Below are 13,546 nucleotides of genomic sequence, written 5' to 3'. Positions count from 1 at the left end.
GATCCTAGCCCTTCATCACGTTGACATCTTCAACCGCGATCGTGCCTCGATTGCGGAAGAAGCAGACCAGAATGGCCAGACCAATTGCAGCCTCGGCGGCGGCCACGGTAAGGACGAAAAGCGTAAAAACCTGCCCCACCAAATCGCCCAGATAATACGAGAACGCGACAAAGTTGATGTTCACCGCCAAGAGCATCAGTTCAACGGACATCAGCATGATGATGATGTTCTTGCGGTTCAGGAAAAGCCCGAAAATGCCTATGACGAATAGCGTCGCCGCCACCGTCAGGTAATGTTCAATTCCGATCATGTCGTCCCTCGGTTCTTTCTTGCCCGTTCCGGGCGTTCTTAAGTCATTGATGCGGCGAGGATCACCCGCCCGGTACCGTCATCCGAAGATATTGTAGCCGCCCAAGACGACAATCAGCACGACAATCAATACAACAATGGTAGTTCTTGACATGGTTCACATCCTTGTTCGGACAGTGCCCTAAAGGCCCTGCCCAGGTTTCACATCGTTCAGTTTCATAGCCAGCTTGGGGTCGCGCATCATCTGCGACACCACGTTCTGCCGCTTTACATCGACACGGTGGCGCAACGTCAAAACAATTGCCCCGATCATCGCTACCAGCAGGATCAATCCCGAAAGCTGGAACAGCAGGAAATATTGATCATACAGGATCATGCCCAAGGCAGCGGTGTTTTGCACCTCGTCCGTGACCACCTGTGTGCGCAGTGTTTCGGCGGCTACGTTTGCATCCCACGCACCAAAGGCCATTACGAACTGCATCAAGATGATCAGGCCGATTAACAGCGCCAACGGCATGTATCGCGCCATCTCGGCCTTGAGTTCGGCGAAATCCACATCAAGCATCATCACCACAAACAAGAACAGGACCGCAACGGCCCCGACATAGACGATGATCAGCAACATCGCCACGAATTCGGCGTTCAGCATGACGAACAGGCCCGCCGCGCTGAGAAACGCCAGGATCAGCCAAAGTACCGAATGCACAGGGTTACGGCTGATAACGGTGAAAAGCCCACCGGTGATCACGCTGATCGCGAAGAGGTAAAATGCGAAAACGCTCATGCGTCACCTTCCTTGTCGTCCAAAACACCCTGCGCGATCTGCATTGCGCGGGTCATGGCGGGAATGCCGGCAAACACTGCCATCTGCCCTATTGTCTCGATCACTTGCTGCTTGTGCGCCCCGGCTTCGATCGCGTGGATGACTGACTGTTTCAACGCAAGGTCATTCTGCGCGCCTTGCATCGTCAGCCCGGCAATCGTCAACAACAGCCGCGTCTTGGCGTCCAACCCGTTCGGGTTCATCGTATTGCCAAAAAACGTTTCCATCATGTCTTTGGGCATCTTGCCCATCATCGCCTCAAACCCCTTGGGCGAAAACGCATCCATCGCCGGAAAGGACTTTGCCAGTTCCTGCATCTGCCGCATCATCTCTTCGAAAGGATTGCTCTTGTCGGTCATCGGTACGGCGCGTCCAATTCGAGGTTGCGTGCAATCTCGGCTTCCCAGCGTTCGCCGTTATCCAACAGCTTTGCCTTGTCATAAAACAGCTCTTCGCGGGTCTCGGTCGAGAATTCAAAGTTCGGACCTTCGACAATCGCATCGACCGGGCAGGCTTCCTGACAGAAACCGCAGTAGATGCATTTGGTCATGTCGATGTCATAGCGCGTGGTACGGCGGCTGCCATCATCACGTGGTTCCGCGTCAATCGTGATCGCCTGCGCCGGGCAGATCGCCTCGCACAGTTTGCACGCAATGCAGCGTTCTTCGCCGTTGGGGTAACGACGAAGCGCATGTTCACCGCGAAAACGCGGGGACAGCGGGCCCTTTTCGTGCGGATAGTTGATCGTAGCCTTGGGCTTGAACATGTATTTAATGCCCAGCTTCAAGCCATGATAGAAATCCTGTAACAGGAAATATTTCGCGTGACGGGTATAGTCGATGCCAGCCATATCAGCCCCCTACTGTCCATCGGGCATAGATGCCCCAGAACCAATCGAATTTTGCAGCGAACGCCACGAAGACAACCCAGAACAGGCTGAATGGCAGGAATACTTTCCAACCCAGACGCATCAGTTGGTCATAGCGGTACCGCGGTGTGATCGCCTTGACCAACGAGAAGAAGAAGAACACCAGCCCGATCTTTGCCACCATCCAGAAGATACCGTCAGGCAGACCAGGAATGGGCGACAGCCAACCGCCGAAGAACATCAGCGAAATCAAGGCACACATCAGAACCACGGCGACAAGTTCACCGATCATGAACAGCAAGAACGGCGTCGACGAATATTCGACCTGATAACCGGCAACCAGTTCCGATTCCGCTTCGGGCAGGTCAAACGGCGGGCGGTTTGTTTCGGCCAGTGCCGAGATAAAGAACAGGATCAGCATCGGGAAATGCGGCAACCAATACCAATTCAACAGCCCCAGATCACCGCTTTGCGATCTGACAATATCACCGAAGTTCAACGAACCCGAACTGATGACGACGCCGATGATGATCAGGCCAATGGATACCTCGTAAGAAATCATCTGCGCGGCAGAGCGCAGCGAGCCCAGAAACGGGTATTTCGAGTTTGAGGCCCATCCGCCCATGATCACCCCGTATACTTCGAGCGAGGAAATCGCGAAGACGTACAGAATGGCGACATTGATATTCGAGAGGACCCAACCGTCGTTGAAGGGGATAACGGCCCATGCGACCAGCGCCATCACCAGCGTGACCATAGGGGCCATAAAGAACACCGACCGGTCAGCACCGGCTGGAACGACGACTTCTTTGACGATGTATTTCGCAAAATCCGCGAAAGACTGGAGCAGACCGTAGATACCGACAACGTTCGGCCCGCGCCGCAACTGCACCGAAGCCCATATCTTGCGGTCGGCGTACATCAGGAAGGCGAGTGCAAGAAGCAGGGGAATCACAACCAGGAAAATCTGACCTATGATCAGCAAAATCGTCCCCAGCGTGGTGTTGAAAAAGAAGTCAGCCATAGGTCCTCACACCGTCGGAATGCCTTTTTCCGTACAGTTCTGCACGGTTACTTCGGCATCTATTGTCTTCAAGCCCGCAGGCAGGCTCGGCGAGATGGTGTAAACAGCATCTGCACGCCAGACACCACCCTCGATCTCAACATTTGTACGCACATGGCGGGCAAATCCAAAGCCCCGGATCAAAGTATAACGTGCTGCTGCACATTCGGCATATTGCGCGACATTTTCAGCCGACTGCGCCTTAGTCATCGCAACGTTGAACTGAACCAGATCCCCGTCCAGCAGCTTGGTTTCTATACCTTGGTATTCGGGAATAAAGTCTTCGGCCATAGGAGCCTGCGCATCGCAGGCCGCTATGATCAAAGGCAATATCATCCCCAAAATCCTCACTCCGCCGCCATTGGTCTTTCGCGGCGGGCTTTGGCATTCGCCGATAGCTCTGCCATCAACTGACTGGCGCGGGCAATTGGGTTCGACAGGTAGAAATCGGCAACCGCGTAGCGTAATGCACCGTCTTGCAGCGTCCCTCGGGCCGTGGCTTGCCAGTCGTTTTGAGGCACCTGATCGATATCACCCAGATGGGGCACCTTGGCCACCAACGTCTTTCGCAACGCTGCCAGCGAATCAAATGGCAACGTCGCCTCCAGCTCGGCGCTGAGCGCCCGCAGGATCGCCCAGTTTTCCTTGGCCTGACCCGGGGCAAAGCTCGCGCGGGCCGCAAGCTGCGGACGCCCTTCGGTGTTGACGAACAGCCCGGCTTCCTCTGTATAGGCGGCACCCGGCAAGATGATATCGGCGCGATGAGCACCCCGGTCACCATGCGACCCCTGGTAGATTACAAACGGCCCCGGGGGAATGTCGCCTTCGTCAGCGCCAAGGTTATACACCACATCCGCGCTGACCACGTCGGCGACACCGCCGTCAGCCGTCGCGCCGATGTCCATTGCTCCGACGCGCGACGCAGCGGTATGCAGCACAAGCAGGCCGGATTTTGTGCTGTCGGCAAGCGCCATCGCTGCAGCCAGTATCGCGTCACCGTCGCTTCGCGCCAAGGTACCCATACCGATGATGATAACGGAATTCTTGCCGGCAACCTCGCTGTGATCACGGTCCAGCAAATCGTTCAGCACCGATGGATTGTCGCTGATGTGCATCGTGTCATAGGTCAGGTCGGCTTTGGGACCGACGACACCCACCCCTGCGCCACGCAGCCAGGCCTTGCGGATACGCGCGTTCAATACCGGTGCCTCAACGGCGGGGTTGGTACCGATCAACATGATCGCTTCGGCTGTATCAATATCTTCGATGCGCGCCGTTCCGACATACCCGGACCGGTTGCCCGCAGGCAGCTTGGCACCGTCAGTGCGGCATTCAACGACGCCTCCCTGCCCTTCAATCAGCTGTTTCAATGCAAATGCTGCTTCGACGGACACAAGGTCACCGATCAGCCCTGCTACTTTCTTGCCCTTCATCGCCGCGGCCGCCGCCGCGAGCGCTTCGGGCCAGTCCGCTTTGCGCAGCTTGCCGTTTTCACGAATATAGGGCGTGTCCAGACGCTGGCGGCGCAAACCGTCCCAGACGAAACGCGTCTTATCGGAAATCCATTCCTCATTCACGCCATCATGGTTGCGCGGCAAGAAGCGCATGACCTCGCGCCCTTTGGTATCGACTCGAATATTCGACCCGAGCGCGTCCATGACATCAATGGATTCAGTCTTGGTCAGTTCCCAAGGGCGGGCGGTAAATGCGTAGGGCTTTGATACCAATGCACCCACCGGGCATAGATCAATAATGTTGCCCTGGAGATTGGAATCGAGCGTTTCGCCGAGATAGGCGGTAATTTCGGCATCTTCTCCACGGCCGGTCTGGCCCATCTGGTGAATGCCCGCGACCTCGGTGGTGAAGCGTACGCAGCGGGTGCACGAAATGCAGCGCGTCATATGGGTTTCAACGAGCGGCCCAAGATCAAGATCTTCGGTCGCGCGTTTAGGTTCGCGGTAGCGGCTGAAATCGACGCCATAGGCCATGGCCTGATCCTGCAAGTCACACTCGCCGCCCTGATCGCAGATCGGGCAATCCAGCGGGTGGTTGATCAGCAAAAATTCCATCACGCCCTCGCGGGCCTTTTTCACCATGGGCGAATTCGTCTTGACCACGGGCGGCTGGCCTTCGGGGCCGGGGCGCAAATCGCGCACCTGCATGGCGCAGGACGCCGCAGGCTTGGGCGGACCGCCCACGACCTCGACCAGACACATGCGACAGTTACCCGCAATCGACAAACGTTCGTGATAGCAAAAACGCGGAATTTCCACGCCGGCCTCTTCGCACGCCTGAATGAGCGTCATCGCCCCTTCGACTTCGATTTCCTTACCGTCGATGATGATCTTGCGGGTATCGCTCATATGCTCATTTCGCTCTTAGTAACGAACCGATCCGGCTCGATTTTTGGATTTCTGCACGCCCAAGCGCACAATAGCTTTCTGGATCCGAAGTATCGACCCCATTCGCCTGTAAATATGCAGCACCGCGGGCTTTCATACGTGCTTTGTTGCTGTCGCTTTTCCGATACGCGTCAATTTCGGCATCGGAATATCCCAAAGACTTGGCTGTTTGCTTGACGTTGTTCAGATAACCCAGGGCGCGAAACATCCGGGCGGAAATATCCGGACATTCGTTGCGTATACGGTCCGCAATGCCAAGATCAAGCAAGGCATCATCCACCGCAGCCACCTCGTGCAGCGGTGGTTTCGCGGCGACCGGCCCGGCCAGCAACGCCACACTCGTAACAGCTATCAACAAATTTCGCATTATACTCTCCTTATGCATGAGGCAGATTGCCCCTGATGCACATGGGAATTGACAGCACTGATATTCAATAACATCTCGAAATCAGCCAACTTCCAGCGATATGTCGCCCAATATGTCAGGAAGAGCAAGCCCCCTGGAACGTTAATGCACTACCGTCGAGACGCAGGCTTTCAGCGGGGGCGTCAGGGCCGATCACCCAGTTTATGTCCGAGCTGCCGTAATTTCGGATGCAATACGCCGTTGCGTGATAACGCGCGGATTCGCGCGCCCCTTCTATTGATTGCGCCGCATTTTTCACCCGGACGGCAAAGACATCGCGGCGGCCATCCACCTTGCTGACCTTGGTGTTGAAATACTTGCCATCAAAAGCCAACCGGTCTTCCTGAGCGGTACAACCAGACAGCAACACGGCCCCGGCTATTAGAAAAATTATCTGTTTCATCTTTTCTCTCCGCCATTAGGGCCTGACAGCCGCCGCTTTCCCGCGCGATGCCTGTTGCAGATGCATCCAGTCCATCCAGCCAACCCAGTGATCGCTGCGGCCCCTTTAAGGGTGCCGGCACGGCGTCGATACTCCGGGCGGGCTGGCAATTTAAACTATTCCGCTGCGACAGCACTGACCCGGCCAGTGCGCTTATGCGCGATGCGGTCTTCTATTTCATCCCGGAAATGCCGGATCAGGCCCTGGATCGGCCAAGCAGCCGCATCGCCAAGCGCGCAGATCGTGTGACCCTCGACCTGTTTGGTCACGTCCAGCAGCATGTCGATCTCTTCAGGCTGTGCCTCGCCGTGAACCAGACGCTCCATCACCCGCATCATCCAGCCGGTGCCTTCACGGCACGGCGTACACTGACCGCAGCTTTCATGCTTGTAGAACTTCGCCAATCGCCAGATCGCTTTGATCACGTCGGTGGAGTTATCCATCACGATGACCGCCGCCGTACCGAGCCCCGAGCGTTGTTCGCGCAGGTAATCGAAATCCATGATCGCGTTGCGCATCTGGCCGCCGGGGATCATCGGTACCGACGACCCACCGGGGATCACCGCCTTGAGGTTATCCCACCCACCACGAATTCCGCCGCAGTGCTTCTCGATCAGCTCTTCAAAGGTGATGCTCATCGCTTCTTCGACAACACAGGGGTTGTTGACGTGACCAGAGATCGCAAACAGCTTTGTACCCGCATTGTTCGGGCGCCCGAAGCTCGAGAACCATTCAGGCCCGCGCCGCAGGATGGTGGGTACAACCGCGATGGATTCGACATTGTTTACGGTGGTCGGGCAGCCATAAAGACCTGCGCCCGCCGGAAACGGCGGCTTCATGCGCGGCATACCTTTCTTGCCCTCAAGGCTTTCAAGCAACGCTGTTTCCTCGCCGCAGATATACGCACCTGCCCCATGGGCCACGTAGATGTCGAAGTCATACCCTGACTTGCAGGCATTCTTGCCGACCAGCCCTGCATCATAAGCTTCGTCAATGGCCGCCTGAAGCGCCTCGCGCTCGCGGATATACTCGCCACGGATATAGATATAGCACGCGTTGGCCTGCATGGCGAAACTGGCGATCAGACAGCCTTCGATCAGCGTGTGCGGATCATGGCGCATGATCTCGCGATCCTTGCAGGTACCGGGTTCGGATTCATCGGCGTTCACCACCAGATAGCTGGGGCGACCGTCGCTTTCCTTGGGCATGAAGGACCACTTCAGGCCCGTGGGGAAGCCCGCACCACCACGGCCCCGCAGACCCGACGCCTTCATCTGGTCGATGATCCAGTCGCGCCCGTTCTTGAGGATGCCCGCCGTGCCATCCCAATGGCCCCGCGCCTGCGCGCCTTTCAGCGTGCGGTCGTGCATACCGTAGATATTGGTAAAGATGCGGTCTTGATCCTGAAGCATGAAGCTAACCTTTATGTGTCACGGCTGGCCGCGCGGGCCCGCCTCATCTGATATATATTGACCATTGCCCAGACCAACGCGGCTAAAGCAGCAAAATCGAACAACAGCGCATAGCGACCGGGCAGGCCGAACTGCGGTGCGATCCATTGCGCCGCGATCCAAAGCAATATTGTCACGGCGATCACCACGGCGACCAGACGGCCCTTGCGCGCCAGTGCGATGTCTTGTTGTTGGGTCATTTGCTTTGTTCCATGTCAGATCCAGGTCTGTCTACTGACGGCGTTTGGACGGGTCGACCGCACCACCCGCGGCCAAGGCAGCAGCCTGCCCTATCCAGTTGTCGCGCTTGATCCGTCCCTTGAACCGCAGCCGAGCATCCACCCAAGCAACTTCCTGCGGGCCCCACTGCGCGATCTGGTCAAAATGATAGATGCCCAGTTCGTTTAACGTCTGCTCCATCTTCGGACCAACGCCACTGATCAATTTGAAATCATCTGCCCCGCCCGCGCGCGGCCCATCCAACGTCACAGGCTTGGCCTCGCTTTCATTGGATGTCTCGATCTCTTGCGAGACCGTTTTTGTGATATCCGCAATAACCGATGCGTCATCAGGCTCGGCCACCTCCGGCTTGGGTGCTGCATACCTGTAGCTTCCCTTGCGAGAGGCCAGTTCCTGTTGACCCTTCAAGGTCGCGGTTGGTTTTATGCCCGAAAATACCGGCTTTTCGGATTTAGCCGCCTCGGACGTGCCTGCCGTCGCTTCGCGTGCCGCGCCACCGACCGGGGCTGTGGCAGTACCGGTATCGGTCGAAGCGGGAACAATAGCGTCATCCAAAGTCGGTTCGTCTGCCGCTGGATCGTCAGATACCTGCCACGGTGCCGCGGCAAGCGCATCGGTACTTTCCGAACTTGCCGACATCGCAATCGGCTCTGACGTCGCGATCGGGTTACCCGAACCAACCCGCGCAGCGTGCCCACCGATCGGCGACGCTTGGTCAACCGGTTCGCCCGTCGCCGCATCCCGCGACCCCAAGGGATCTGTCGCATCGTGTGAAGTCGCCGCAACGGATGACTTGTCACACACCTGGCGCAACAGCGCGAATATCGAAAGGGCACCCAAAATGATGGCCAAGATGAGCGATACGATGAAACCCCAGCCGAATACCAGCCAGAGCAGCAGCCCGGCAGCCAGCCCAACCGCAGCCCCCCACCGCGTACATTTCTGTCTACATTGCTCTTTTTGTGTCAAGTTAGCCATTTCCATCCCTTTCACGCCATCAAACGATCCAACTTACATTAGATATCATCTTTTTCGGCGCGGGACGAGATTTCTGTTTTTTGATCCGAGACAAGAACCTTGGCCTGGTCGACCCACTTGTCACGGGTGGCACGGCCTTTGAAGCCTTCCAGGTTCTGATCGACCCAGAATACCTCTTCAGGACCCCAGTTCGCGATTTGCTCAAAATGATAGATGCCCATGCTGTTCAGTTGCTCTGCCAGCTTGGGGCCGATGCCCTTGATCGATTTCAGATCATCTCCGGCACCGTCCTTTGGCGCGTCCAGCACTTGCGGTCGGCTTCCGGCCGCCGCAGCGCTATCGGGCGTGGGGGCCGCGACCGCAGCTTTGCCGACCGCAGATTTTGTCGGCCGCGCGACACTGCCGGTTTCAGGTTTCGCAACAGCCTCTACATCCGCCGCCTCGCCGGGTGCTTCCGAGCGTTTGTCCGAACTGTCCCCGACATTGCGCGGTGCCGGTTCTTCGCTCCTGGTGCGTCCGCCCTGCGCCCCGTCGGGGCCGGCCGGCCCGAGATTGTCATCGCGCACAGGTGCCGGCGCGGCCCCATCCGACCCGGCCGATGACTCATCGCCGCGCTGCCACGGTGCAGTCAGCGGCACTTCGGTACCGTCGATCCGCTTGAGCGTATCGCCGATATCCACGGCCAACTGGACACTGGCATTATACTGGGTCTTGCCGCTGTCATGATCGACAAGGCTGGTCAGTCCAGACAGGGGTTCAGACGCGTAACGCCCGTTCTGGGGACCGGGTACAGGCACCTGACCTTCCGCCATTTCGTCGATCATGCTGCGAAAACGGTCGACGGTAAGGTCTTCGTAATAATCTTTGCCGATTTGCGCCATCGGGGCGTTGGAGCAGGCCCCGAGACATTCAACTTCTTCCCAGGAAAATTTGCCGTCGTCGCTGATCTGGTGTGCCTTCGGTGCGATACGTTCCTTGCAAACGGCGATCAGGTCTTCGGCACCGCAAATCATGCAGGACGTGGTCCCGCAGATTTGGAAATGGGCAACGGACCCAACCGGTTGGAGCTGGAACATGAAGTAGAATGTCGCAACCTCGAGACCCCGGATATAAGCCAGGCCCAGCATTTCCGACACGTGTTCTATAGCCGGGCGGCTCAGCCAGCCTTCCTGTTCCTGTGCACGCCACAGCAGCGCGATGATGGCACTGGCCTGACGGCCTTCGGGGTATTTGGTGATCTGCGCTTCGGCCCAGGCCTGGTTGGCAGGGGTAAAGGCAAAGCTTGTCGGTTGGTCAGGGTGCAAACGGCGCAGCATCAGATCAGGCTTTCGTTCTTGCGGAAACGGCGGGCGCCTCCGGCGGGAGTTTATTAGGCAAAATGAAACGGTGAGGTCGGCTCAACGGTCGACCTCACCGAAAACGATATCCATGGTACCGATGATCGCCGCGACATCCGCCAGCTGGTGACCCTTGGCGAGATAATCCATCGCTTGCAGGTGCAGGTAGCCCGGCGCGCGCAGCTTGGCACGGTAGGGTTTGTTCGATCCATCCGCCACGAGGTATACGCCGAATTCGCCCTTGGGGGCCTCGACCGCGCAATAGACTTCGCCGGCGGGGACGTGGAACCCTTCGGTGTAGAGCTTGAAGTGGTGGATCAGGCTTTCCATGTCGGTTTTCATCGCGGTCCGGCTGGGGGGCGTGATCTTGCCCCGCGCCAATACATCACCCTGCCCTTCGGGCGCGCGCAGCTTTTCGATGGCTTGCTGGATGATGTAGGTGGACTGGCGCATTTCTTCCATCCGGACGAGGTAGCGATCGTAGCAATCGCCATTCACGCCGGTCGGGATCTGGAAATCGAACTCGTCATAGCATTCGTAAGGCTGGGCGCGACGCAAATCCCACGCGAGGCCCGAGCCGCGCACCATGACCCCGGAAAAGCCCCAGTCCTGAATGTCTTGTTCGGTCACCACACCGATATCGGCGTTGCGCTGTTTGAAGATGCGGTTTTCGGTCAGCAGCAGATCAATGTCGACCATGAAGCCGGTGAGGAATTTCTCGGCCCAGGCTTCGATATCATCCAGCAATGCAGGGGGCAGATCCTGATGCACCCCACCCGGACGGAAATATGCCGCATGCAGACGCGCACCGCTGGCGCGTTCGTAGAAGATCATCAGGTCTTCGCGTTCTTCAAAGCCCCAGAGCGGCGGCGTCAACGCGCCGACGTCCATCGCCTGGGTGGTGACGTTCAGCAGGTGCGACAGGATGCGGCCGATTTCGGAATAGAGCACGCGGATCAGCGAGGCACGACGGGGCACTTCGACGCCGGTCAGCTTTTCGATGGCCAGACACCAGGCGTGTTCCTGGTTCATCGGAGCCACATAATCCAGCCGGTCGAAATACGGCAGGTTTTGCAGATATGTCCGGCTTTCCATCAACTTTTCAGTGCCCCGGTGCAGCAGGCCGATATGCGGATCGCAGCGTTCGACAATTTCACCGTCCAGCTCGAGCACAAGGCGCAAAACCCCATGTGCCGCAGGGTGTTGCGGGCCGAAATTGATGTTGAAGTTGCGGATTTTCTGTTCGCCGGTCAGGGCGTCGTCGAAACCTTTGGTACCATCCATCATTTACGCTCCAGCTCGGTCAGTTTGACACCCATCCACCATAACAAGGCGATCGTCCCGAACGGGATAAGACAGGCAACAGACCAGTATTTATTGATCCCGAAAAAGGGAAGTAACTTGACCATCGGGATGATCGCTAGGGCAGAAAGGATCAGCCACCAGATACCGCCCATTACTTGGCCTCCGGCTTTTCATCACCGGGCAGGATGTATTCTGCCCCTTCCCAAGGCGACATGAAGTCGAATTGGCGGTATTCCTGCACCAGGCTGACGGGTTCATACACGACACGCTTTTCGCTTTCGTCATAGCGCACTTCGGTATAGCCGGTGGTCGGGAAGTCCTTGCGCAGGGGATAGCCCCGGAAACCATAATCGGTCAGCAGTCGGCGTAGATCGGGGTGGCCGGCAAAGATGACGCCGAACATGTCGAACACTTCACGTTCGAACCAGTTGGCCGACGGGTGGATGTCGACGATCGACGGGACCATGTCTTCTTCTCGTGCCGCGACGCGCAAACGGATGCGCTGGTTCTGGTACATCGACAGAAAGTGATAGACCACATCGAACCGCTTGGCGCGGCCCGGGTAATCAACGGCCGTGATGTCCACCAGCGACGAAAACCGGCAGGTCGCATCGCTTTTGATGAATTCGACAAGCCCCGGCAGGTTGGCCTGGGTCACATCCATCGTCAGCTCGTCATGGGCAATTTCCCACCCCAGTATGCAATCGGGGCGTTTTGCTTCGATATAAGAACCCAGTTCGTTCAGTTGTTCTGACATATCAGCCCCTTAGCGAACAATTGTGCCGGTGCGGCGGATTTTTCGCTGCAACTGCAAGATGCCGTATAGCAGCGCCTCAGCCGTAGGGGGGCACCCTGGCACGTACACATCGACCGGTACGATCCGGTCACAGCCGCGCACGACGGAATAGCTGTAGTGGTAGTACCCGCCGCCGTTGGCACAGGATCCCATCGAGATCACATAGCGCGGTTCCGGCATCTGGTCGTAAACCTTGCGCAAGGCGGGTGCCATCTTGTTTGTCAATGTGCCGGCCACGATCATCAGATCCGACTGGCGTGGGCTGGCACGGGGTGCGGTGCCAAAGCGTTCAAGGTCATAGCGCGGCATCGAGGTGTGCATCATTTCGACCGCGCAGCACGCCAGACCGAAAGTCATCCAGTGCAGCGATCCGGTACGTGCCCAGTTGATGATGTCTTCGGTCGAGGTCAGCAGGAAACCTTTGTCCTGCAACTCTTTATTGAGATTCTGGGTGGCCACGTCACGGTCCATTCCGGCCGTATAGGTCCCGGCGGCTGCTACTGCCATTCCAATGCCCCCTTTTTCCATTCATAGGCGAAACCGGCGGTCAACACGGCCAGGAACACCATCATCGACCAAAAGCCCGCCATGCTCACGTCTTTGAAAGCGACAGCCCAGGGAAAGAGAAATGCGATCTCGAGGTCAAAAATAATGAACAGGATCGACACAAGATAGAAACGCACGTCGAACTTCATACGCGCATCGTCGAACGCGTTGAACCCGCATTCATAGGCCGACACTTTTTCGGGGTCCGGGTTGCGCACAGCCAAAACGACGGCGGCAAGAATTAATACAATGCCAAGGACAATTGCCACGGCTAGGAAAATAAGGATCGGCAGGTATTCCCGCATCATGTCGTCCAAGGGGAAGCTCCTTTTGCGAATGCGACGCGCCACGCGCCATGTCAGCCAATCGGCACCATCGGCTCTGCTCGGTTTACTCCGCTGTCCCGTCAGGGTCAACCGAGCCCGCCACTTTTGCATCACCCCGTTTCAGGGCACCAAATGCCCCTTCTCGCTCGGCGATCGACCTCCTTGTGAACCGGTTGCATTCAACGCGTCGCGCTACCGGAACCTTGGCCTGGGGAACGAATGTCCGGAGGTGATCGACGCGGCGGTGTCCTCTC

The 13,546-nt window shown here is 57.5% G+C and carries 18 protein-coding genes; all 18 read right to left on the bottom strand.

The features are described from left to right. Positions 1–4: 4 nt before the first annotated feature. Positions 5–310, bottom strand: coding sequence for an NADH-quinone oxidoreductase subunit NuoK (gene nuoK / locus AC13DE_RS17945; protein ID WP_446297257.1), 306 nt, complete (start codon positions 308–310; stop codon positions 5–7). A gap of 180 nt (positions 311–490) precedes the next feature. Next, a complete protein-coding gene (locus AC13DE_RS17940) occupies positions 491–1,093 on the bottom strand; it encodes an NADH-quinone oxidoreductase subunit J (protein ID WP_446297258.1) in 603 nt (200 codons plus the stop codon). Continuing rightward, complete coding sequence (locus tag AC13DE_RS17935) at positions 1,090–1,491, bottom strand: carboxymuconolactone decarboxylase family protein (RefSeq protein ID WP_446312614.1); 402 nt, start codon at positions 1,489–1,491, stop codon at positions 1,090–1,092. Before AC13DE_RS17935 ends, AC13DE_RS17940 begins: the two co-directional genes overlap by 4 nt. Further along, on the bottom strand, positions 1,488–1,982 hold the full coding sequence (gene nuoI / locus AC13DE_RS17930; RefSeq protein ID WP_446297260.1) for an NADH-quinone oxidoreductase subunit NuoI: 495 nt from the start codon (positions 1,980–1,982) through the stop codon (positions 1,488–1,490). Before nuoI ends, AC13DE_RS17935 begins: the two co-directional genes overlap by 4 nt. A gap of 1 nt (position 1,983) precedes the next feature. Continuing rightward, entirely contained in the window at positions 1,984–3,024 is a 1,041-nt protein-coding gene (gene nuoH / locus AC13DE_RS17925; RefSeq protein ID WP_446297261.1) for an NADH-quinone oxidoreductase subunit NuoH, read from the bottom strand. A gap of 6 nt (positions 3,025–3,030) precedes the next feature. After that, the gene (locus tag AC13DE_RS17920) at positions 3,031–3,399 is read right to left on the bottom strand and encodes a hypothetical protein (protein WP_446312615.1); all 369 of its coding nucleotides are present in this window, start codon (positions 3,397–3,399) and stop codon (positions 3,031–3,033) included. 11 nt (positions 3,400–3,410) lie between these two features. Next, positions 3,411–5,426, bottom strand: coding sequence for an NADH-quinone oxidoreductase subunit NuoG (gene nuoG, locus AC13DE_RS17915; protein ID WP_483048608.1), 2,016 nt, complete (start codon positions 5,424–5,426; stop codon positions 3,411–3,413). A gap of 4 nt (positions 5,427–5,430) precedes the next feature. Continuing rightward, positions 5,431–5,832 (bottom strand): DUF5333 domain-containing protein, encoded by a 402-nt coding sequence (locus AC13DE_RS17910; RefSeq protein ID WP_446297264.1) that lies wholly within the window; start codon positions 5,830–5,832, stop codon positions 5,431–5,433. A gap of 115 nt (positions 5,833–5,947) precedes the next feature. Next, positions 5,948–6,274 (bottom strand): hypothetical protein, encoded by a 327-nt coding sequence (locus tag AC13DE_RS17905; protein WP_446297265.1) that lies wholly within the window; start codon positions 6,272–6,274, stop codon positions 5,948–5,950. 155 nt (positions 6,275–6,429) lie between these two features. Next, positions 6,430–7,725 (bottom strand): NADH-quinone oxidoreductase subunit NuoF, encoded by a 1,296-nt coding sequence (gene nuoF / locus AC13DE_RS17900; RefSeq protein WP_446297266.1) that lies wholly within the window; start codon positions 7,723–7,725, stop codon positions 6,430–6,432. An 11-nt stretch (positions 7,726–7,736) separates the two neighbouring features. After that, a complete protein-coding gene (locus AC13DE_RS17895) occupies positions 7,737–7,964 on the bottom strand; it encodes a DUF5337 domain-containing protein (protein ID WP_446297267.1) in 228 nt (75 codons plus the stop codon). Between the two features lie 31 nt (positions 7,965–7,995). After that, positions 7,996–8,982, bottom strand: coding sequence for an endonuclease (locus AC13DE_RS17890; RefSeq protein ID WP_483048607.1), 987 nt, complete (start codon positions 8,980–8,982; stop codon positions 7,996–7,998). A 38-nt stretch (positions 8,983–9,020) separates the two neighbouring features. Beyond that, positions 9,021–10,298 (bottom strand): NADH-quinone oxidoreductase subunit E, encoded by a 1,278-nt coding sequence (locus tag AC13DE_RS17885; RefSeq protein ID WP_483048606.1) that lies wholly within the window; start codon positions 10,296–10,298, stop codon positions 9,021–9,023. Positions 10,299–10,379: 81 nt separating this feature from the next. Further along, the gene (locus AC13DE_RS17880; protein WP_483048605.1) at positions 10,380–11,606 is read right to left on the bottom strand and encodes an NADH-quinone oxidoreductase subunit D; all 1,227 of its coding nucleotides are present in this window, start codon (positions 11,604–11,606) and stop codon (positions 10,380–10,382) included. Further along, positions 11,603–11,776: a hypothetical protein gene (locus AC13DE_RS17875; protein ID WP_446297271.1), complete on the bottom strand. Its 174-nt coding sequence runs from the start codon at positions 11,774–11,776 to the stop codon at positions 11,603–11,605. Before AC13DE_RS17875 ends, AC13DE_RS17880 begins: the two co-directional genes overlap by 4 nt. Further along, positions 11,776–12,381 (bottom strand): NADH-quinone oxidoreductase subunit C, encoded by a 606-nt coding sequence (locus tag AC13DE_RS17870; RefSeq protein ID WP_446297272.1) that lies wholly within the window; start codon positions 12,379–12,381, stop codon positions 11,776–11,778. Before AC13DE_RS17870 ends, AC13DE_RS17875 begins: the two co-directional genes overlap by 1 nt. Before the next feature lie 9 nt (positions 12,382–12,390). Then, positions 12,391–12,927, bottom strand: coding sequence for a NuoB/complex I 20 kDa subunit family protein (locus AC13DE_RS17865; RefSeq protein ID WP_446297273.1), 537 nt, complete (start codon positions 12,925–12,927; stop codon positions 12,391–12,393). Continuing rightward, positions 12,918–13,283: an NADH-quinone oxidoreductase subunit A gene (locus tag AC13DE_RS17860; RefSeq protein WP_446297274.1), complete on the bottom strand. Its 366-nt coding sequence runs from the start codon at positions 13,281–13,283 to the stop codon at positions 12,918–12,920. Before AC13DE_RS17860 ends, AC13DE_RS17865 begins: the two co-directional genes overlap by 10 nt. Positions 13,284–13,546 lie beyond the last annotated feature (263 nt).

This window comes from Sulfitobacter sp. L-8, from assembly GCF_056859255.1.
Note: the sequence above shows the minus strand (reverse complement) of the source record. Positions and strands in the feature narration are given on the sequence as shown.